Source organism: Streptomyces lavendulae subsp. lavendulae (assembly GCF_002803845.1).
GTDB lineage: Bacteria > Actinomycetota > Actinomycetes > Streptomycetales > Streptomycetaceae > Streptomyces > Streptomyces lavendulae.
Genome location: NZ_CP024985.1, coordinates 1,837,260 through 1,859,823, shown reverse-complemented (window position 1 = coordinate 1,859,823; position 22,564 = coordinate 1,837,260). Strand labels below are relative to the sequence as shown.

General features: G+C 75.4%; 1 protein-coding gene. It reads left to right on the top strand.

The window, feature by feature from the left end; translation table 11 throughout:
* Window positions 1-27 precede the first annotated feature (27 nt).
* Window positions 28-22,518: a type I polyketide synthase gene (locus tag SLAV_RS08255; protein ID WP_100660815.1), complete on the top strand. Its 22,491-nt coding sequence runs from the start codon at window positions 28-30 to the stop codon at window positions 22,516-22,518.
* Window positions 22,519-22,564 lie beyond the last annotated feature (46 nt).

Below are 22,564 nucleotides of genomic sequence, written 5' to 3'. Positions count from 1 at the left end.
TTTGTGACGAGCATGGGTGAGGTTCCAATGGCGCAGCAGGCAGCGGATCAAGACAAGATCATCGGCTACCTGAAGCGGGTGACGGCCGATCTGCACCAGACGCGGCAGCGCCTGCGTGAGGTCGAGGACCGGGAGCCGGAGCCGATCGCCATCGTCGGCATGGCGTGCAGGTTCCCCGGCGGCATCCAGTCGCCGGAGGACCTGTGGGACCTGGTCGCGGGCGGCCGGGACGCCGTCACCGACTTCCCGACCGACCGCGGCTGGGACCTGGAGTCCCTGTACGACGCCGACCCCGACCAGCGGGGCACCTCGTACACCCGTGAGGGCGGATTCCTCGACGGGGTCGGCGAGTTCGACGCCGGCTTCTTCGGGATCAGCCCGCGCGAGACCCTCGGCATGGACCCGCAGCAGCGCCTGCTGCTGGAGACGTCCTGGGAGACCTTCGAACGCGCGGGCATCGACCCGGTGACCCTGCGCGGCAGCAAGGCCGGCGTGTTCATCGGCACCAACGGCCAGGACTACCCCGACCTGCTGCGCGACGGGGTACCCCAGGGCGTCGAGCAGTACCTCCTCACCGGGAACGCCGCCAGCGTCGTCTCCGGCCGGCTCTCCTACACCTTCGGCCTGGAGGGCCCGGCGGTCACCGTCGACACCGCCTGCTCGGCCTCCCTCGTCGCCCTGCACCTCGCGGTGCAGGCGCTGCGCGGCGGCGAGTGCTCCCTCGCCCTGGCGGGCGGTGTCACCGTCATGTCCAGCCCGCGCGCCTTCGTGCAGTTCAGCCGGCAGCGCGGGCTCGCCCCCGACGGCCGGTGCAAGCCCTTCGCCGACGGCGCCGACGGCACCGGCTGGGGCGAGGGCGTCGGCATGCTCCTCGTGGAGAAGCTCTCCGACGCCCGCCGCAACGGCCACCCCGTCCTGGCCGTGGTGCGCGGCTCCGCGATCAACCAGGACGGCGCCTCCAACGGCCTGACCGCGCCCAACGGCCCGGCCCAGCAGCGCGTCATCCGCCAGGCCCTGACCAATGCCGGGCTCACCCCGGCGCAGGTCGACGTCGTCGAGGCGCACGGCACCGGCACCACCCTCGGCGACCCCATCGAGGCCCAGGCCATCCTGGCCACCTACGGCCAGAACCGGCCCCAGGGCCGCCCGCTGTGGCTGGGCTCCATCAAGTCGAACATCGGCCACACCCAGGCCGCCGCCGGCGTCGCGGGCATCATCAAGATGGTCGAGGCGATACGCCACGGCGTCCTGCCCGAGTCCCTGCACATCGACCAGCCGTCCAGCGCCGTCGACTGGGCCACCGGTGACGTCGCCCTGCTGGACCGGACCGTGCCCTGGCCCGAGACCGGCCAGCCGCGCCGCGCCGGCATCTCCTCCTTCGGCGTCAGCGGCACCAACGCCCACACCGTCATCGAGCAGGCCCCGCCCGTCGAGGCGCCGACCGGGGCGGGGGAGAGCGGCCCGGCCGGCGCCGCCGCCGAGGCCACCGACGCCGACGCCGACGCCGCCACCGGTCCCGTACCGCTGCTCGTGTCGGGCCACGGCGACGAGGGCCTGCGCGCCCAGGCGGGCCGCCTCGCCGCCCACCTGCGCGCCCACCCCGGACTCGCCGCCGACCCCGCCTCCCTCACCGACCTCGGCCTTTCCCTCGCCACCAGCCGCTCCGCGCTGGACCGCCGGGCCGTCCTCTTCGGCGCCGACCGCGAGCAGCTCCTCGCCGACCTCGACGCGCTCGCCGCCGGCGAGCAGCCCGCGACCGCCCTCGTCGGCGCCGTCGGCGAGGGCAACACCGCCTTCCTCTTCACCGGCCAGGGCAGCCAGCGCCCCGGCATGGCCCGCGAGCTGTACACCACCCACCCCGTCTTCGCCCGCGCCCTCGACGCGGTCCGCGACGAACTCGACCGGCACCTCGAACGGCCTCTCTACGACGTCCTGTTCGCGGCCGAGGGCACCCCCGAGGCCGCCCTCCTCGACGCCACGGCCCACACCCAGGCCGCCCTCTTCGCCGTCGAGGTGGCCCTCTACCGCCAGCTCGAACAGTGGGGCGTGCGCGCCGACTTCCTCATCGGCCACTCCATCGGCGAACTCGCCGCCGCCCACGTCTCCGGCGTCCTGACCCTGCCCGACGCCGCAGCCCTCGTCGCCGCCCGCGGCCGCCTGATGCAGGCCCTGCCGGCCGGCGGCGCGATGATCGCGGTCGAGGCCACCGAGGACGAGGTCACCCCGCTCCTCACCGACCGGATCTCCATCGCCGCCGTCAACGGACCCCGCTCCGTGGTCGTCTCGGGCGACGAGGACGCCGCGCTGGAACTCGCCGAGACCCTGCGCGCCCGCGGCCGCCGCACCAAGCGGCTCACCGTCAGCCACGCCTTCCACTCGCCGCTCATGGACGGCATGCTCGACGCGTTCCGTGAGGCCGCCGAAGCCGTCTCCTACGCGCCGCCCGTCATCCCGATCGTCTCCAACCTCACCGGCGCCTCCGTCACCGCCGAGGAGATCTGCACCCCCGACTACTGGGTCCGCCACGTCCGCGAGGCCGTCCGCTTCCTCGACGGCGTACGCGGCCTGGCCGCGCTCGGCGTCACCACCTTCGTCGAGGTCGGCCCCGGCGGGGTCCTCACCGCCCTCGCACAGGACTGCCTCACCGGCCAGGACGGCGAGGACGCCCCCGAGGGCCTCGTCTTCGCGCCCGCCCTGCGTGCCGACCGCCCCGAGCCGGCCGCGTTCGCCGCCGCCGTCGCCCGGGCCCACGTCCACGGTGTCGCGGTGGACTGGTCCGCCGTCTTCGCCGGACGCGGCGGCACCCGCGTCGACCTGCCCACGTACGCCTTCCAGCGCCGCCTGTACTGGCCCGAGCCGCCCACCGCCTGGGCGGGCGACGTCACCGCAGCCGGCATCGGCTCCGCCGACCACCCGCTGCTCGGCGCGGCCATCACCCTGGCCGACGGCGACGGCTTCCTCTTCACCGGCCGGCTCTCCCTGGCCACCCACCCCTGGCTCGCCGACCACACCGTCATGGACACCGTGCTGCTGCCCGGCACGGCCTTCGTCGAACTCGCCCTCCAGGCCGGCGAGCACACCGGCTGCGAACTCCTCGACGAACTCACCCTCCAGGCGCCCCTGGCGCTGCCCCCGCACGGCGGCGTCCAGATCCAGCTCGCCGTCGGCGCGCCCGACGCCGACGGACGGCGCTCCCTGACCCTGCACTCCCGGCCCGAGGACGCAGCCGACGACACCTGGGGCGAAGGCGCCTGGACCCGCCACGCCACCGGCACCCTGGCCCGCGCCGCCCGCGACGCGGCGAGCACCGGCGCCGACCTCGCCGTCTGGCCCCCGCGGGACGCCACCGCCGTGCCCGTCGAGGGCCTCTACGACCACCTCACCGCTTCCGGCTTCGCCTACGGGCCCGTCTTCCAGGGCCTGACCGGCGCCTGGCAGCGCGCCGACGAGGTCTTCGCCGAGGTCCGGCTGCCCGAACAGGCACACGCCGACACGGCCCTCTTCGGCCTGCACCCGGCCCTGCTCGACGCCGCCCTGCACGCGGTCGGCATGGGCTCCCTGCTGGAGGACACCGAGCACGGCCGGCTGCCCTTCTCCTGGAGCGGCGTCACCCTGCACGCCGTCGGCGCCCGCTCCCTGCGGGTCCGCCTCGCCCCGGCCGGCCAGGACACCGTCCGCGTCGACCTCGCCGACGAGACCGGCGCCCCCGTCGCCACCGTGGCCGCCCTGCTGCTGCGCCCCGTCACCCCCGACCAGGTCCGCGCGGCCCGCACCGCCTTCCACGACTCGCTGTTCCACGTCGAGTGGAGCCCCCTGCCCCTGCCGGCCGCCACCACCGTCGCCCCCGCCCAGTGGGCGCTGCTCGGCGCCGGGGCCGGCCCGCGCTTCACCGCCGTGCTGCCCACCGCCACCGCCCACGCCGACCTCGCCGCGCTCGCCGCCGCCATCGAGGCCGGCGGCCCCGTACCGCAGGCCGTGGTCGTCCCGCTGCCCGCCGTCGGCGGCCCCGCGCGCACCCCCGTCGACGCCGCACTGCCCGGAGCGGTCGGCGAAGCCCTGCACCACGCCCTGGACCTGGCCCAGGCCTGGCTGGCCGACGACCGCCTGGCCGGCTCCCGGCTGGTGTTCGTCACCCGATGCGCCGTCGCCACCACCCCCGCCGCCGACGTGCCCGACCTGGCGCACGCCCCGCTGTGGGGCCTGCTGCGCTCCGCCCAGTCCGAACACCCCGACCGCTTCGTCCTGATCGACCTGGACGAGCGCGAGGAGTCCCTGCGCGCCCTGCCCGCCGCCCTGGCGACCGGCGAGGCGCAGCTCGCCCTGCGCGAGGGCCGCGCCGTCGTACCCCGCCTCGGCCGGGTGCCCGTGCTCCCCGCCGCCGAAGGCCAGGAGGCCCGCCCGCTCGACCCCGACGGCACCGCCCTGGTCACCGGCGCCACCGGCACCCTCGGCGGGCTCGTCGCCCGCCACCTCGTCACCGAGCACGGCGTCCGCCGCCTGCTGCTGACCAGCCGTCGCGGCGAGGCCGCCACCGGCGCCGGAGAGCTGCTCGCCGAACTGCGCGCGCTCGGCGCCGAGGTGACGCTGGCCGCCTGCGACGCCGCCGACCGCGAGGCCCTCGCCGCGCTGCTGGCCTCCGTACCGGCCGAGCACCCGCTGACCGCCGTCGTCCACACCGCCGGCGTCCTCGACGACGGCATCCTCGAAGCGCTCACCGCCGAGCGCGTCGACCGCGTCCTGCCCGCCAAGGTGGACGCCGCCGTCCACCTGCACGAACTGACCCAGGGCCTCGACCTGGCCGCGTTCGTCCTGTTCTCCGCCGCCGCCGGCACCCTCGGCGCGGCCGGCCAGGCCAACTACGCCGCCGCCAACACCTTCCTCGACGCCCTCGCCCACCGCCGCCGTGCCGAAGGCCTGCCCGCCACCGCGCTCGCCTGGGGCCTGTGGGCCGAACGCAGCGGCATGACCGGCGACCTCGCCGACACCGACCTGGAACGCATCTCCCGCGCCGGCGTCGCCGCCCTGTCCTCCGCCGACGGCCTCGCCCTCATGGACACCGCCCGCGCCGTGGGCGAGCCCACCGCCGTCCCCATGCACCTCGACCTGGCCGCCCTGCGCCAGGCCGACGCGAGCATGGTGCCGCCGCTGCTGCGCGGCCTGGTCCGGCCCGCCGCCCGCCGCACCGCGGCCGACCCGGGCGCCGCCCCCGCCGACGGCCTCGCCGAGCGGCTCCTGCCGCTGACCGCCGCCGAACGCGACCGGCTGCTGCTCGCCACCGTCCGCGTCCAGGTCGCCGCCGTCCTCGGCTTCCCCGGCCCCGACGCCGTCGACCCCGGCCGCGCCTTCAAGGAACTCGGCTTCGACTCGCTCACCGCCGTCGAGCTGCGCAACCGCCTCGGCTCCGCCACCGGCGTCCGGCTGCCCGCCACCCTCGTCTTCGACTACCCCACCCCGAACGCCCTCGCCGCGTTCCTGCGCACCGAACTCCTCGGCGACCGGGCCGCCCCCGCCGCGCACGCCGCCGCGGGCGCCCCGGCCGTCGCCGACGAGCCCATCGCCATCGTCGCCATGGCATGCCGCTACCCCGGCGGGGTCAGCACCCCCGAAGAGCTGTGGCAGCTCGTCGCCGGCTCCGTCGACGCGATCTCCGACTTCCCCACGGACCGCGGCTGGAACCTCGACGGGCTCTACGACTCCGACCCCGGCCGTGCCGGCACCTCGTACACCCGTACCGGCGGCTTCCTGCACGACGCCGCCGACTTCGACCCGGACCTCTTCGGCATCAACCCGCGCGAGGCCCTGGCCATGGACCCGCACCAGCGGCTCCTGCTGGAGACCTCCTGGGAGGCGTTCGAGCGGGCCGGACTCGACCCCTCGTCGCTGCGCGGCAGCCGCACCGGCGTCTTCGCCGGCGTCATGTACCACGACTACCTGACCCGCCTCCCCGCCGTCCCCGAGGGCCTGGAAGGCTACCTCGGCACCGGCACCGCCGGCAGCGTCGCCTCCGGCCGCATCTCCTACACCTTCGGCCTGGAGGGCCCCGCCGTCACCATCGACACGGCCTGCTCCTCCTCCCTCGTCGCCCTGCACCTGGCCGCACAGGCCCTGCGCAGCGGCGAGTGCGACATGGCGCTCGCCGGCGGCGTCACCGTCATGTCCACCCCGGACACCTTCATCGACTTCAGCCGCCAGCGCGGCCTGTCCACCGACGGCCGCTGCAAGTCCTTCTCCGCCGACGCCGACGGCACCGGCTGGGCCGAGGGCGCCGGCATGATCCTCGTCGAGCGCCTGTCCGACGCCCGCCGCAACGGCCACCCCGTGCTCGCCGTCGTCCGCGGCACCGCCGTCAACCAGGACGGCGCCTCCAACGGCCTCACCGCCCCCAACGGCCCCTCGCAGCAGCGCGTCATCCGCGAGGCCCTGGCCCACGCGGGCCTGACCGCCGCCGACGTCGACGCCGTCGAGGCGCACGGCACCGGCACGACCCTCGGCGACCCCATCGAGGCGCAGGCCCTCCTCGCGACCTATGGCCAGGGTCGCCCCGGGGACCGGCCGCTGCGCCTGGGCTCCATCAAGTCGAACATCGGCCACACCCAGGCCGCCGCCGGCGCCGCCGGCATCATCAAGATGGTCCAGGCGATGCGCCACGGCGTCCTGCCCGCGTCCCTGCACATCGGCGAGCCCTCCCCGCACATCGACTGGACCGCCGGCGCCGTCGAGCTGCTCACCGAAGCCGCCGCCTGGCCCGAGACGGACCGTCCGCGCCGCGCCGGCATCTCCTCCTTCGGCGTCAGCGGCACCAACGCCCACGTCATCATCGAGCAGCCGCCGCTGGAGCAGACCGACGAGAGCGCGGCGGGCCCCGGCACGGCCCCGCTCACCGAGGGGACCCCGCTCCCCTTCGTACTCGCCGGCCGTACCCCCGACGCGCTGCGCGCCCAGGCCGCCCGCCTCGCCGGCCACCTCGCCGCCCACCCCGAAGCCGCCCCCGTCGACGTGGCGTTCTCCCTGGCCACCACCCGCACCGCGCTGGACCGCCGGGCCGCCGTCGTCGCCGGGGACCGCGACGAGCTGCTGGCCGCGCTCACCGCGCTCGCCGAGGGCAAGGCCGCCGCCCGGCTCGTGCGGCACGACACCGCCGACGGCCGCCTCGCCGTCCTCTTCACCGGACAGGGCAGCCAGCGCCCCGGCACGGGCCGCGAACTGTACGCCGCCCAACCGGTCTTCGCCGCCGCCCTCGACGAGGCCTGCGCCGCGCTCGACCCGCACCTCGAACATCCCCTCAAGGACGTCCTGTTCGCCGAGGACGCCGAGCTGCTGAACCGGACCGGCTACACCCAGCCCGCCCTGTTCGCCCTGGAGACCGCGCTCTACCGGCTCGTCGAATCCTGGGGGGTGCGGCCCGACTTCGTATCCGGCCACTCCATCGGCGAGATCACCGCCGCGCACGTCGCGGGCGTCCTCACCCTGCCCGACGCGGCGAGGCTGGTCGCCGCCCGCGGCCGCCTCATGGAGGAACTCCCGGCCGGCGGGGCGATGATCGCGCTGAGCGCCACGGAGGACGAGGTCCGGCCGCTGCTGGCCGGCCACGAGGACCGGATCGGCATCGCCGCCGTCAACTCCGCCGCCTCCGTCGTCATCTCCGGCGAGGAGGACCTCGCCCTGGAGATCGCCGCCGAGTTCGAGCGCCGCGGCCGCCAGACCAAGCGGCTCACCGTCAGCCACGCCTTCCACTCCCCGCTGATGGACGGCATGCTCGACGCCTTCCGCGACGTCGCCGCCTCGCTCACCTACCACGCGCCCGCCCTCCCCGTCGTCACCCACCTCACCGGCGCCGTCGCGGGCGAGGAGCTGCGCACCCCCGAACACTGGGTCGCCCACGTCCGCGAAGCCGTCCGCTTCCTCGACGGCATCCGCACCCTGGACGCCGAACGCGTCACCACCTACCTCGAACTGGGCCCGCAGGGCGTCCTGTCGGGCCTCGGCCGCGACTGCCTCGGCGACACCGAAACCGACACCGGCTCCGCATCCGACGCCGTGTTCGTCCCGGCCCTGCGCCGCGACCGCGGCGAGGCCGAGGCGCTCGCCGCCGCCGTCGCAGCCCTCCACACCCGGGCCGTCCCGCTCGACTGGTCCGCGTACTTCGCCGCCACCGGCGCCCGCCGGACCGACCTGCCCACGTACGCCTTCCAGCGGCGCCGGTTCTGGCTCGAAGCGCCCGCCGGCTTCATCGGCGACGTCGAATCCGCCGGTCTGGGCGCCGCCCACCACCCGCTGCTCGGCGCCGCCGTACCGCTCGCCGACGGCGAGGGCTTCCTCTTCACCGGCCGGCTCTCCCTCGACACCCACCCCTGGCTCGCCGACCACGCCGTCATGGGCACCGTCCTGCTGCCCGGCACCGCCTTCGTCGAGCTGGCCATCCGCGCCGGCGACCAGGCCGGCTGCGACGTCCTGGAGGAACTCACCCTCGAAGCGCCGCTGGTCCTGGCCCCGCACACCGCCGTCCGCCTCCAGATCGTCGTCGGCGGCCCCGACCGGGACGGCCGCCGTACCCTCGACCTGTACTCCGGCGACCCGGACGCCGCCGACGACGAGCCGTGGACCCGACACGCCGCGGGCGTCCTCGCCACGGGCGCCCCGCGCCCCGCCTTCGACCTCGCCGCCTGGCCCCCTCCCGGCGCCGAAGCCGTTACCGTCGAGGGCCTGTACGAGCACCTCGGCCAGGGCGGATTCGCCTACGGGCCCGTCTTCCAGGGCCTGCGCGCCGCCTGGACCCTCGGCGAGGACGTCTACGCCGAGGTCGCCCTGCCCGAGGGCCTCCAGACGGAGGCCGCCCGGTTCGGCCTGCACCCGGCCCTCCTCGACGCCGCCCTGCACGCCACCTTCGTCAGGCCGTCCACCGACGGCGACCGCCGTGCCGGACTGCCCTTCTCCTGGCGCGGCGTGTCCCTGCACGCCGTCGGCGCGGCCGCCCTGCGGGTGCGCCTCACCGCCGAGGGGGAGGACGCCCTCACCCTCCAGCTGGCCGACACCACCGGCGCACCCGTCGCCGCCGTCGACCACCTCATCGTGCGGCCCGTCTCCGCCGACCGGCTCGCCGGCGCCCCGCGCACCGCCCACCACGAGTCGCTGTTCCGCATCGACTGGGCCACCCTGCCGCTGCCCGCCGCCACCGGGGCCGCAGCCGAGGACACCGCCTGGGCCGTCCTCGCCACCGACGCCGACGCCGAGGCAGCCGACGCCACCGGCGCCGATGCCGCCACCGCGCTGCCCGGCCGGCCGCACGCCGACCTCGCGGCCCTCGCCGCCGCCCTCGACGCCGGCACCCCGGCCCCCGCGTACGTCCTCGCCCCCCTGCCGTCCGCGACGGCGCGGGAGCTCACCCCGGACGCCGTCCGCGCCGCCACGCACCACGCCCTCGCCCTCGTCCAGGGCTGGCTCGCCGACGACCGCTTCGCCGACTCCCGGCTGGTGTTCGTCACCCGGGGCGCCGTCGCCACCCAGGGCGACTGGGACCTCACCGACCCCATCCACGCCCCCGTCTGGGGCCTGGTCCGCTCCGCGCAGGCCGAGAACCCCGACCGCTTCGTCCTGGCCGACCTCGACGGCGACACCCCCACCGAGCTCCTCACCGCCGCCCTGGCCACCGGCGAGCCCCAGTTCGCGGTCCGCCGCGGCACCGTCCACGCCCCGCGCCTCGCCCGGGTCCCCGCCACCACCCCGCTGACCCCGCCCGCCGACGGCTCCGCCTGGCGCATGGACATCGAGGACAAGGGCACCCTCGACCACCTCACCCTGCTGCCGAGCCCCGAGTCCGAGGCCCCGCTGGAGCCCGGCCAGGTCCGCGTCGCGGTCCGCGCCGCCGGCCTCAACTTCCGCGACGTCCTCAACGCCCTCGGCATGTACCCCGGCGACCCGGGCCTGATGGGAAGCGAAGGCGCCGGTACCGTCGTGGAGACCGGCCCCGGCGTCACGGACCTCGCCCCCGGCGACCGCGTCATGGGCATGCTGCCCGGCGCCTTCGGCCCGCTGGCCGTCGTCGACCGGCGCATGATCGCCCCCATGCCCGAGGGCTGGACCTTCGCCGAGGCCGCGGCCGTACCGATCGTCTTCATGACGGCCTACTACGCCCTCCACGACCTCGCCGGCCTGCGCCGCGGCGAGACCCTCCTCGTGCACGCCGCCGCCGGCGGCGTCGGCATGGCCGCCGTCCAGCTCGCCCGCCACTGGGGCGCCGACGTCTACGCCACCGCCAGCCCCGCCAAGTGGGACACCCTGCGCGGACTCGGCCTGACCGACGACCGGATCGCCTCCTCCCGCACCCTCGACTTCGAGGACACCTTCCGCACGGCCGCCGACGGCCGCGGCGTCGACGTCGTCCTGGACTCCCTCGCCCGCGAGTTCGTCGACGCCTCGCTGCGGCTCCTGCCGCGCGGCGGCCGCTTCGTGGAGATGGGCAAGACCGACGTCCGCGACCCCCAGGACGTCGCCCGGGCCCACCCCGGCGTCTCCTACCAGGCGTTCGACCTCACCGAAGCCGGCCTCGACCGCATCCAGGAGATGCTCACCGAGCTCCTCGGCCTCTTCGAATCCGGCGCCCTGAACGCCATCCCGGTCTCCGCCTGGGACCTGCGCCAGGCGCCCGAGGCGTTCCGCTACCTCAGCCAGGCCCGCCACACCGGCAAGATCGTGCTGACCGTGCCCGCCGCCTGGAACCCCGAGGGCACCGTCCTCATCACCGGCGGCACCGGCACACTGGGCGCCCTCGTGGCCCGGCACGCCGTCACCGCCCGGGGAGCCCGCCGCCTGGTCCTCACCAGCCGCCGGGGCGAACAGGCCGCCGGCGCCGCCGAACTCGCCGCCGAACTGCGCGCGCTCGGCGCCGAGGTCACCATCGCCGCCTGCGACGCCGCCGACCGTGAGGCCCTCGCCGCGCTGCTGGCCTCCGTACCGGCCGAGCACCCGCTGACCGCCGTCGTCCACACCGCCGGCGTCCTCGACGACGGCATCGCCGAAGCCCTCACCCCCGAACGGGTCGACCGCGTCCTGCGCCCCAAGGCCGACGCCGCCCTCCACCTGCACGAACTGACCCGCCGGCTCGACTTGGCCGACTTCGTGCTCTTCTCCTCCGCCGCAGGCACCTTCGGCGGCGCCGGCCAGGCCAACTACGCGGCCGCGAACGTCTTCCTCGACGCCCTCGCCCGCCACCGCCAGGCCCGGGGCCTGCCCGCCACCGCCCTCGGCTGGGGCCTGTGGGCCGAGGCCAGCGGCATGACCGGCGAGCTCGACAGCGCCGACAAGGACCGTATGACGCGCTCCGGCGTCCTCGGCCTCTCCTCCGAGGAGGGCCTCGCCCTCCTCGACACCGCCCACCGCACCGGCGACGCCCACCTCGTCCCCATGCAGCTCGACCTCGCGCCGCTGCGCCAGGCCGACGCGAGCATGGTCCCCGCCCTGCTGCGGGGCCTGGTCCGCGCCCCCGCCCGCCGCGCCGTCGAAGCCACCTCCGCCCGCACCGGAACCCCGCTGGTGGAACGGCTCGTACGACTGCCCGAGGGCGAGCGGGACGCACTCCTGCTCGACCTCGTACGCGACCAGGTCGCGGCCGTCCTCGGCCACGCCACCCCCGACGCCGTCGAACCCGGCCGCGCCTTCAAGGACCTCGGCTTCGACTCGCTGACCGCCGTCGAGTTCCGCAACCGCCTCGGCGCCACCGCCGGTGTCCGCCTGCCCGCCACCCTCGTGTTCGACTACCCGACCCCGACCGTCCTGGCCGGCTACCTCAAGGACGAACTCCTCGGCTCCGCGGCCGCCGCCGCGATCCTCCCGGCGCACACGGCCGCCGCCGAGGCCGACGACCCCATCGCCATCGTCGCCATGAGCTGCCGCTTCCCCGGGCGCGTCCGCAGCCCCGAGGACCTGTGGGAGCTGCTCGCCGAAGGACGCGACGGCATCGCCGACCTCCCCGCCGACCGCGGCTGGGACACCGAAGCGCTCTACGACCCCGACCCCGACAGCCCCGGCACCTCGTACGCCCGCGAAGGCGGCTTCGTCTACGACGCCCACCACTTCGACCCCTCCTTCTTCGGGATCAACCCCCGCGAGGCCCTCGCCATGGACCCGCAGCAGCGCCTGCTGCTGGAAACCTCCTGGGAGGCCTTCGAGCGGGCCGGGATCGACCCGACGGGCCTGCGCGGACAGCAGGTCGGCGTCTTCGTCGGCCAGATGCACAACGACTACGTGTCCCGCCTCAACACCGTCCCCGAGGGCGTCGAGGGCTACCTCGGCACCGGCGGCTCCAGCAGCATCGCCTCAGGCCGGGTCTCCTACACCTTCGGCTTCGAGGGCCCCGCCGTCACCGTCGACACCGCCTGCTCCTCCTCGCTGGTCGCCCTGCACCTCGCGGCCCAGGCGCTGCGCGCCGGCGAGTGCTCGATCGCCCTGGCCGGCGGCGTCACCATCATCACCACCCCCGACGTCTTCACCGAGTTCAGCCGCCAGCGCGGCCTCGCCGCCGACGGCCGCTGCAAGCCCTTCGCCGCCGCCGCCGACGGCACCGCCTGGGGCGAGGGCGTCGGCATGCTCCTCGTCGAGCGGCTCTCCGACGCCCGCCGCAACGGCCACCAGGTCCTCGCCGTGGTCCGCGGCACCGCCGTCAACCAGGACGGCGCCAGCAACGGCCTCACCGCCCCCAACGGCCCCTCCCAGCAGCGCGTCATCCGCCAGGCCCTCGCCAACTCCGGCCTGACCGCCGCCGACGTGGACGCCGTCGAGGCCCACGGCACCGGCACCCGCCTCGGCGACCCCATCGAGGCCCAGGCCCTCCTGGCCACGTACGGCCAGGACCGTCCCGAGGGCAGCCCCCTGTGGCTGGGCTCCATCAAGTCCAACTTCGGCCACACGCAGGCCGCCGCCGGTGTCGCGGGCATCATCAAGATGGTCATGGCGATGCGCCACGGCATCCTGCCCGAGACCCTGCACGTGGACGAGCCGTCCCCGCACGTCGACTGGTCGGCGGGCGCGGTCTCGCTGCTCACCGAGCAGCGCCCCTGGCCCGAGACGGGCCGGCCGCGCCGCGCGGGCATCTCCTCCTTCGGCATGAGCGGCACCAACGCCCACGCCATCGTGGAACTCCCCGAAGCACCGGCCGGATCGGCCGGGTCCGCCGCCGAAACCCCGGCCACCCCGGCCGCGCCCCGGACGGCCCTCCCGTGGCACCTGAGCGCCCGCACGCCCGACGCCCTGCGCGCCCAGGGCGAGCGGCTCCTGGCCCGCCTGGAGGCCCACCCGGAGGCGGAACCCGTCTCCATCGGGCACGCGTTGGCGACGACCCGGGCCGTCTTCGAGCACCGCGCCACCGTGGTCGCCTCGGACCGCGACGGCTTCCACGCCGGCCTGACGGCCCTCGCGGAGGGCCGCGCGGCTGCGGGCCTGGCCCTGGGCTCACCGGCGGCGGGGGAGAAGCTCGCCTTCCTGTTCACGGGTCAGGGCAGCCAGCGCCTGGGGATGGGGCGTGAGCTGTATGACGCCTTCCCGGTGTTCGCGGAGGCCCTGGACGCGGTGTGTGAGCGGCTCTCGCTCGAACTGCCGCTGAAGGACGTGCTGTTCGGTGCGGATGCGGAGCTGCTGGACCGTACTGAGTACACCCAGCCGGCGTTGTTCGCGGTGGAGGTGGCGCTGTTCCGGCTGCTGGAGTCGTGGGGTGTGAGGCCGGACTTCGTGTCCGGGCATTCGGTCGGTGAGATCGCCGCCGCGCATGTGGCGGGGGTGCTGTCGCTGGACGACGCGTGCACGCTCGTGTCCGCCCGTGGGCGGCTGATGCAGGCGCTGCCGGCCGGTGGTGTGATGATCGCGCTGGAGGCTTCGGAGGACGAGGTCCTGCCGCTGCTGACCGGCCGGGTGAGCATCGCCGCCGTCAACGGGCCGCGCGCGGTCGTGATCGCCGGTGACGAGGACGCGGCGACCGCGATCGTGGAAGCCTTCCCGGACCGGAAGTCCAAGCGGCTGACGGTGAGCCACGCGTTCCACTCGCCGCACATGGACGGCATGCTGGAGGACTTCCGCCAGGTGGTGGCGGGGCTCACCTACGCCGCCCCGCGGATCCCGGTGGTCTCGAACCTGACCGGTGCCCTGGTCTCGGACGAGATGGGCTCGGCCGAGTTCTGGGTGCGGCACGTCCGCGAGGCGGTCCGCTTCCTGGACGGCGTCCGCGCCCTGGAGGCCGCCGGGGTCACCACGTACGTCGAGCTCGGGCCCGACGGGGTGCTGTCCGCGATGGCGCAGGCCTGCCTGGCCGACGACACCGGCACCGCCGCCTTCGTACCCACCCTGCGCTCCGGCCGCGACGAGGGCGAGACGCTGCTCTCGGCCCTCTCCACCGCCTATGTGCGCGGTACCGCCGTCGACTGGGCGGCGTTCTACCGCCCGCTCGGCGCACGCCCCGTCGACCTGCCGACGTACGCCTTCCAGCGCGGCGTCTACTGGCTTGACGCCGGCCGCGCGGACGGCGACGTCACGGCGGCCGGACTCGGCACCGCCGACCACCCGCTGCTCGGCGCCGAGGTCCAACTCCCCGACTCCGACGGCCACCTTTTCACCGGCCGCCTGTCGCTGACCACCCACCCCTGGCTCGGGGACCACCGCGTCATGGGCGCGGCCCTCCTGCCCGGCACGGCCTTCGTCGAGCTGGCGCTCCGGGCCGGCGAGCACCTCGGCTGCGACCTGGTCGACGAACTCACCCTCGAAGCCCCCCTGGTGCTGCCCGAACAGGGCGGCGTACAGCTGCGGCTGGCCGTCGGCGCCGCCGACCCGTCGGGCCGTCGCCGCAGCCTTGCCCTCCACTCCCGCCCCGAGGATGCGGACACGGACGCGCCATGGACGCGGCACGCCGTCGGTGTGCTCGCGGCCGGGGCCGAACCGGCCCCGCAGGACCTCACCGAGTGGCCGCCCGCCGGCGCCGAGCCCGTCGAGGTGGCGGGCCTGTACGAGGGCCTCGCGGACTCCGGCTTCGGCTACGGCCCGGTGTTCCAGGGCCTGCGGGCCGCCTGGCGGCACGACGGCGCGTACTACGCCGAGGTCGCCCTCCCCGAGGGAGCCGCCGACGAGGCCGGCCGGTTCGGCCTGCACCCGGCCCTCCTCGACGCGGCCCTGCACGCGCTCGGACTGCGCGAGTCGGAGTCGGGCAGCGGCGAAGGACGGCTGCCGTTCTCCTGGTCCGGAGTCTCCCTCCACGCGGTCGGCGCCGCCGAGCTGCGCGTCCGCCTGACCACCGCCCGGAACGGCGAGGTGGCCATCGCCATCGCCGACGCCGCCGGCGCCCCGGTGGCCTCGGTCGCCGGCCTGGCCCTGCGGTCCGTGAGCCGCGACCAGCTGAACACCACCCCCGACCTGACCCGCGACGCCCTGTTCCGCATGGAGTGGACCGAGTCCGCCTCGCCGGCCGGTTCCTTCGAGGACTGGTCCCTGTGGGGCGAGGGCGACGGGACCGCCGCCGCGACGGTGGTGTCCTGCCTGGAGCCCGGCGACGGGGACCGGGCTGCTGCCGTGCACGCCGAGACCAGCCGGGTGCTGGAGCTGATCCAGGAGTGGCAGGCCGCCGAGCGGCCCGCCGATTCGCGCCTGGTGTTCCTGACGCGGGGTGCGGTGGAGGCCGTGCCGGGTGAGGGTGTGTCGGACCTCGTTCATGCTCCGGTTCGGGGCCTGGTGCGGTCGGCGCAGTCGGAGAACCCGGGGCGGATCGTCCTGGTGGACGTGGATGCCGATGGCGATGGCGAGGTGGAGCAGGCGCTGTCCTCCGCGCTGGCGTCGGGTGAGTCCGAGGTGGCGGTGCGCGGTGGATCGGTGCTGGTGCCGAGGCTGGCGCGGGCTGCGGTCGCGGCTGACGCGGCCCCTGCCTGGGATGCCGAGGGCACGGTGCTGGTGACCGGTGCGAGTGGTTCGCTGGGTGGTCTGTTCGCCCGGCATCTGGTGGCCGAGCACGGGGTACGTCACCTGCTGTTGGTGAGTCGTCGTGGTGAGGCGGCTTCGGGTGCTGCCGAGTTGTCGGCGGAGCTGGCTGAGCTGGGTGCCGAGGTGGCGTGGGCGGCCTGTGACGTCGCCGACCGTGACGCGCTGGCTGCTGTCCTGGCCGGGATCCCGGCCGAGCACCCGCTGTCGGCGGTCGTGCACACGGCCGGTGTTCTGGACGACGGAGTCGTGGGTTCCCTGACGGCTGAGCGGTTGTCGGCGGTGCTGCGTCCGAAGGTGGACGCGGCGTGGAACCTGCACGAGCTGACCGCCGGTCTCGACCTGTCGGCGTTCGTCCTGTTCTCCTCGGCCGCTGGTGTGTTCGGTGGTGCGGGCCAGGCCAACTATGCGGCGGCCAACACCTTCCTGGACGCCCTCGCCGCGCACCGCCGGGCCCAGGGCCTGGCCGCGACCTCCCTCGCCTGGGGCCTGTGGACCGGTATCGGCGGCATGGGCGGCGACCTCGCCGAAGGCGACCGCGAGCGCATCAACCGCGGGGGCATCGGCGTCCTGTCGCCGGAGACGGGCCTCGCCCTCTTCGACGCGGCCCGCCGCACGGCCGAACCGCTGCTCGTGCCCGTCCCGCTCGACCTGGCCGCCCTCCGCGCGCAGGCCCGGAGCGGAATGGTTCCTCACCTGCTGCGCGGGCTGGTCCGCGTACCGGCCCGCCGGGCCGCGGGTGGAGCGGGTGCCACGGCCGACGGGTCCGCACTGCGTACCCGGCTGGTGGCGCTGCCGGCGGCCGAGCGCGAACAGGAGCTGCTGGACCTGGTCCGGGCCGAGGTGGCCGCCGTACTCGGGCATGCCTCGACCGACGAGGTGCCCGCCGACCGGGCGTTCAAGGAGCTCGGCTTCGACTCCCTGACCTCCGTCGAGCTGCGCAACCGGCTCGGCGCCGCCACCGGCGAGCGGCTGCCCGCCACGCTGGTCTTCGACTACCCGACGCCGAACGCCCTCGCCGCCTACCTGCGCACCGAAGTCCTCGCGCTGGCCGGGGACGGAGAGCCGGCCGACGCCGCTGCCTCCCTGCCGGCCACCGCGGGCGCCTCGTTCCAGGACGACCCGATCGCGATCGTCGGCATGAGCTGCCGTTACCCCGGAGGGGTCGAGACCCCCGAGGACCTGTGGCGCCTGGTGCTCGGTGGCGTCGACGCCATCTCGGAGTTCCCGCAGGGCCGTGGCTGGGACCTGGAGTCGCTGTACGACCCGGACCCGGACGGCAAGGGCACCAGCTACACCCGCTCGGGCGGCTTCCTCCACGACGCGGGCCGCTTCGACCCGGCGTTCTTCGGGATCTCGCCGCGCGAGGCCGTGGCGATGGACCCGCAGCAGCGGCTGCTGCTGGAGACCTCGTGGGAGGCCTTCGAGCGGGCCGGGATCGACCCGGCGTCCATGCGCGGCAGCCGCACCGGCGTGTTCGCGGGCATCATGTACCACGACTACGCCACCCGGATCACGTCCGTGCCCGACGGCGTAGAGGGCTACCTCGGGACCGGCAACTCCGGCAGCATCGCCTCCGGCCGCGTCTCGTACGCGTTCGGCCTGGAGGGCCCGGCGGTCACCGTCGACACCGCGTGCTCCTCCTCCCTCGTCGCCCTGCACTGGGCGATCCAGGCCCTGCGCAACGGCGAGTGCTCGATGGCACTGGCCGGCGGTGTCACGGTCATGTCCACGCCCGGCACCTTCACCGAGTTCAGCCGCCAGCGCGGCCTGGCCGCCGACGGCCGCATCAAGTCCTTCGCCGCCGCCGCCGACGGCACCAGCTGGGCCGAGGGCGCGGGCATGCTGCTCGTGGAGCGCCTGTCCGACGCCCGCCGCAACGGGCACCCCGTGCTCGCGGTGGTCCGCGGCTCGGCGATCAACCAGGACGGCGCCTCCAATGGCCTGACCGCACCCAACGGCCCCTCGCAGCAGCGCGTCATCCGCCAGGCCCTCGCCTCCGGCGGACTGACCAGCGACCTGATCGACGTGGTCGAGGCGCACGGCACCGGTACGACCCTCGGTGACCCGATCGAGGCGCAGGCCCTGCTGGCCACCTACGGCCGGGAGCGCGCGGCGGACGAGCCGCTGCTGCTGGGCTCGATCAAGTCCAACATGGGCCACACGCAGGCCGCCGCCGGTGTCGCCGGCGTGATCAAGATGATCATGGCGATGCGGCACGGCGTCCTGCCCAAGACCCTGCACGTGGACGAGCCCACCCCGCACGTGGACTGGGAGGACGGCGCCGTCGCCCTGCTGACGGAGGCCGTGCCGTGGCCGGAGACCGGGCGTCCGCGCCGGGCCGGCGTGTCCTCGTTCGGCATCAGCGGTACCAACGCCCACACCATCATCGAGCAGGCCCCGGACGAGGTCGGGGCGAGCGCGCCCGGGGCCGGGACGGCGCACGTGCTGCCCTACGTACTGTCGGCGAAGTCGGCGGACGCCCTGCGCGGCCAGGCGGCCCGCCTGCGCACGCACCTGGAGGACGCCCCCGCGTCGGCCGTGGCGGACGTGGCCTTCTCGCTGGCCACGCGCCGTGCCGCGTTCGACCACCGAGCGGTGGTCGTGGCGGAGGGCCGGGAGGAACTGCTGCGCGGCCTGGCCGCGCTGGCGGACGGCGACGTGTCCGCTGCCGGGGTCACGAGCGGCACCGTGGGCGCCGCCGGAGCCGGGAAGCTGGCCTTCCTGTTCACGGGTCAGGGCAGTCAGCGCCTGGGGATGGGACGTGAGCTGTATGACGCCTTCCCGGTGTTCGCGGAGGCGCTGGACGCGGTGTGTGAGCGGCTGGAACTCCCGTTGAGGGAGGCGCTGTTCGGTGCGGATGCGGAGCTGCTGGACCGGACGGAGTACACCCAGCCCGCGCTGTTCGCCGTCGAGGTGGCGCTCTTCCGGCTCCTGGAGAGCTGGGGTGTGAAGACGGACTTCGTGTCCGGGCATTCGATCGGTGAGATCGCCGCCGCTCATGTGGCGGGGGTGCTGTCGCTGGAGGACGCGTGCACGCTGGTGGCCGCCCGCGGGCGGCTGATGCAGGAACTGCCGGCCGGTGGCGTGATGATCGCGGTGCAGGCGTCGGAGGACGAGGTCCTGCCGCTGCTGACCGAACGGGTCAGCATCGCGGCCGTCAACGGCCCGACCTCGGTCGTGATCGCCGGTGACGAGGACGCGGCGACCGCGATCCTGGCGGCCTTCCCCGACCGCAAGAGCAAGCGGCTGACCGTCAGCCACGCCTTCCACTCCCCGCACATGGACGGCATGCTGGCCGACTTCCGCAAGGTCGCCGAAGACCTGGTGTACGCCGCCCCGCGCATCCCGGTCGTCTCCAACCTGACCGGCGCCCTCGTCACCGACGAGATGGGCTCGGCGGACTTCTGGGTCCGGCACGTCCGCGAGGCCGTCCGCTTCCTCGACGGCATCCGCACCCTGGAGGCCGCCGGGGTCACCACGTACCTCGAACTCGGCCCCGACGGTGTCCTCTCCGCCCTCGCCCAGGACTGCCTGACCGAGGACGGCGCGGCCCGCTTCGCGCCCGCCCTGCGGTCCGGCCGCCCCGAGGCCGAGACGCTGAACACCGCCCTCGCCCTCGCCCACACCCACGGCGCGGCCGTCGACTGGGAGGCCTACTTCGCCCCGATCGGCTCCCGCGCGACCGAACTGCCCACGTACGCCTTCCAGCGCGACTGGTACTGGCTCGACTCGGCCGCCGGCGCCCAGCACGCCCCGGGCGACGCCGCCGGCTTCGGACTCGGCACGACGGACCACCCGCTGCTCGGCGCGGCCGTCGCACTGCCCGACTCGGACGGGTTCCTGTTCACCGGCCGGCTCTCCACGGCCACCCACGCGTGGCTCGCGGACCACGCCGTCCTGGGCTCGGTCCTGCTGCCCGGCACGGCCTTCGTGGAACTGGCCGTCCGGGCCGGCGACCAGGTCGGCTGCGAGGTCCTGGAGGAACTGACCCTGCAGGCGCCGCTCGTGCTCCCCGAGCACGGCGGAGTCCAGCTGCGGCTCTCCCTCGCCGGCGCCGACGAGACCGGCCGCCGCGCCCTGTCCCTGTACTCCCGCGACGAGGAGAGCCCCGCCGACGAGCCGTGGACGCGGCACGCCACCGGCGTCCTCGCCACCGGTGACGCCCCGGCCCCGACGGCCGACCTCACGGACTGGCCGCCGGCCGGAGCCGAACCGGTCGACATCGACGGCCTCTACGACGGCCTCGCCGCGGCCGGGTTCGACTACGGCCCGGCCTTCCAGGGCCTGCGCTCGGCCTGGCTCCACGGTGACGCCGTCTACGCCGAGGTGAGCCTCGACGAGGAGACCGCCGCAACGGCCGACTGGTTCGGCCTGCACCCGGCCCTCCTCGACGCCACCCTCCACGCGGCCGGACTCGGTGCACTCGTCGAGGACACCGGACAGGGGCGCCTGCCCTTCGCCTGGAGCGGCGTACGCCTCCACGCGGCCGGCGCCGCCGCCGTACGGGTCCGCCTGGCCCCGGCCGGGCGCGACGCCGTGTCGCTGGAGCTCGCCGACCCGGCGGGCGCACCGGTCGCCTCGGTGGAGTCGCTCGCGCTGCGGGCCGTCTCGCCCGAGCAGATCGGCGCGGCCCGCGGCACACGCCCCGAGTCGCTGTTCCAGGTCGAGTGGACGGTGCTCCAGCCGGCCCCGGTGTCCGCGGCCGAGCAGCGCCCCTGGGCCCTGCTCGCCGACGGCCACCCCGGGCTCGACACCGTGGGCGTGCGCTACGAGGCCCACACCGGCCTTGCGGACCTCGCTGCTCCGGCTCTGGTCTGTGTACCGCTGACCGCGCCGGCCGATCCGCAGGACGTGGCGGGCGCGGTGCACGCCGAGACCGGACGGCTGCTGGAACTGGTGCGGGAGTGGCTGGCCGAGGACCGGTTCGCGGACTCGCGCCTGCTGGTCCTGACCCGGGGCGCGGTGGCCGCCGCGCAGGGCGAGGACGTCGCGGACCTGGTCCACGCTCCGGCGTGGGGCCTGCTGCGCTCGGCGCAGTCGGAGAACCCCGGCCGCATCGTGCTGGCCGACACGGACGGGACCGACGCCTCCTACCGGGTCCTGCCCGCGGTGCTTGCCTCGGGTGAGTCGGAGGTGGCGGTGCGCGGTGGATCGGTGCTGGTGCCGAGGCTGGCGCGGGCTGTGGTGGCGGCTGACGCGGCCCCTGCCTGGGATGCCGGTGGCACGGTGCTGGTGACGGGTGCGAGTGGTTCGCTGGGTGGTCTGTTCGCCCGGCACCTGGTGGCCGAGCACGGGGTACGGAATCTGTTGCTGGTGAGTCGTCGTGGTGAGGCGGCTTCGGGTGCGGTGGAGTTGTCGGCGGAGCTGGCTGAGCTGGGTGCGGAGGTGGCGTGGGCGGCTTGTGATGTCGCCGACCGTGACGCGCTGGCCGGCGTTCTGGCGGGGATTCCGGAGGAGCGTCCGTTGTCGGCGGTCGTGCACACGGCCGGTGTTCTGGACGACGGTGTGCTGGGTTCCCTGACGGCGGAGCGGTTGTCGGCGGTGCTGCGTCCGAAGGTGGACGCGGCGTGGAACCTGCACGAGCTGACCGCCGGTCTCGACCTGTCGGCGTTCGTTCTGTTCTCCTCGGCCGCTGGTGTGTTCGGTGGTGCGGGCCAGGCCAACTATGCGGCGGCCAACACCTTCCTGGACGCCCTCGCCGCGCACCGCCGGGCCCAGGGCCTGGCCGCGACCTCCCTCGCCTGGGGCCTGTGGGCCGAGGCCGGCGGCATGGGCGGCGCCCTGAACAGCGAGGAGGTCTCCCGTCTGGGCCGGGGCGGAGTGAACGCCCTGACCGCGGCCGAGGGCCTGACCCTGTTCGACGCCGCGTCGGCCACCGAACGCCCGCTGCTGGTACCGGTCAAGCTGGATCTGGCCGCCCTGCGCGCCCAGGCGGGCGGCGGAATGCTCCCGCCGCTGCTCTCCGGCCTCGTCCGCACCCCGGCCCGCCGGAGCGCCGGCGGCGCCACCGCCCCCGGCACGGACGGCGGAGCGGAACTGCGTGAACGCCTCTCCGGGCTCGCGCCGGCCGCACGGGACGAAGCCCTGCTGGAGCTGGTCTGCGCGTACGTCGCGGGAGTCCTCGGCTTCGCCGGGCCCGAAGCGGTCGACCCGGCACGGTCGTTCAACGAGGTCGGCTTCGACTCGCTGACCGCCGTCGAACTGCGCAACCGCCTTGGCGCCGCCACCGGCGTACGCCTCCCCGCCACCCTCGTCTTCGACTACCCGACGCCGACGGCACTGGTGGAGTACCTGCGCGACGAGCTCTGGCAGGACGGCGCGGCAGCCGTACCCCCGCTGCTCGCCGAACTGGAACGCCTGGAGAAGACGCTCGTCACCTCGACGCCCGACCGCGCGGGCCGCGACCGCATCACCGAGCGGCTCCAGGCCCTGCTCACCGCATGGAACACGGCCGGGGACGAGGCGGAGGCCGCCGCAGACCCGGACGGGGCCCAGGTGGCCGAGGCCCTGGAGAGCGCGACCGACGACGACCTCTTCGACTTCATCGGCAAGGAGTTCGGCATCTCATGACGCGGCAGCTCCGCCCCGCCCCTTCCCACCACTTTGACTTTCTGGC

What these genes read in the sequence shown, in the direction of transcription:
- SLAV_RS08255 (WP_100660815.1), top strand. Translation starts at nt 28, where the DNA reads ATGGCGCAGCAGGCAGCGGATCAAGACAAGATCATCGGCTACCTGAAG.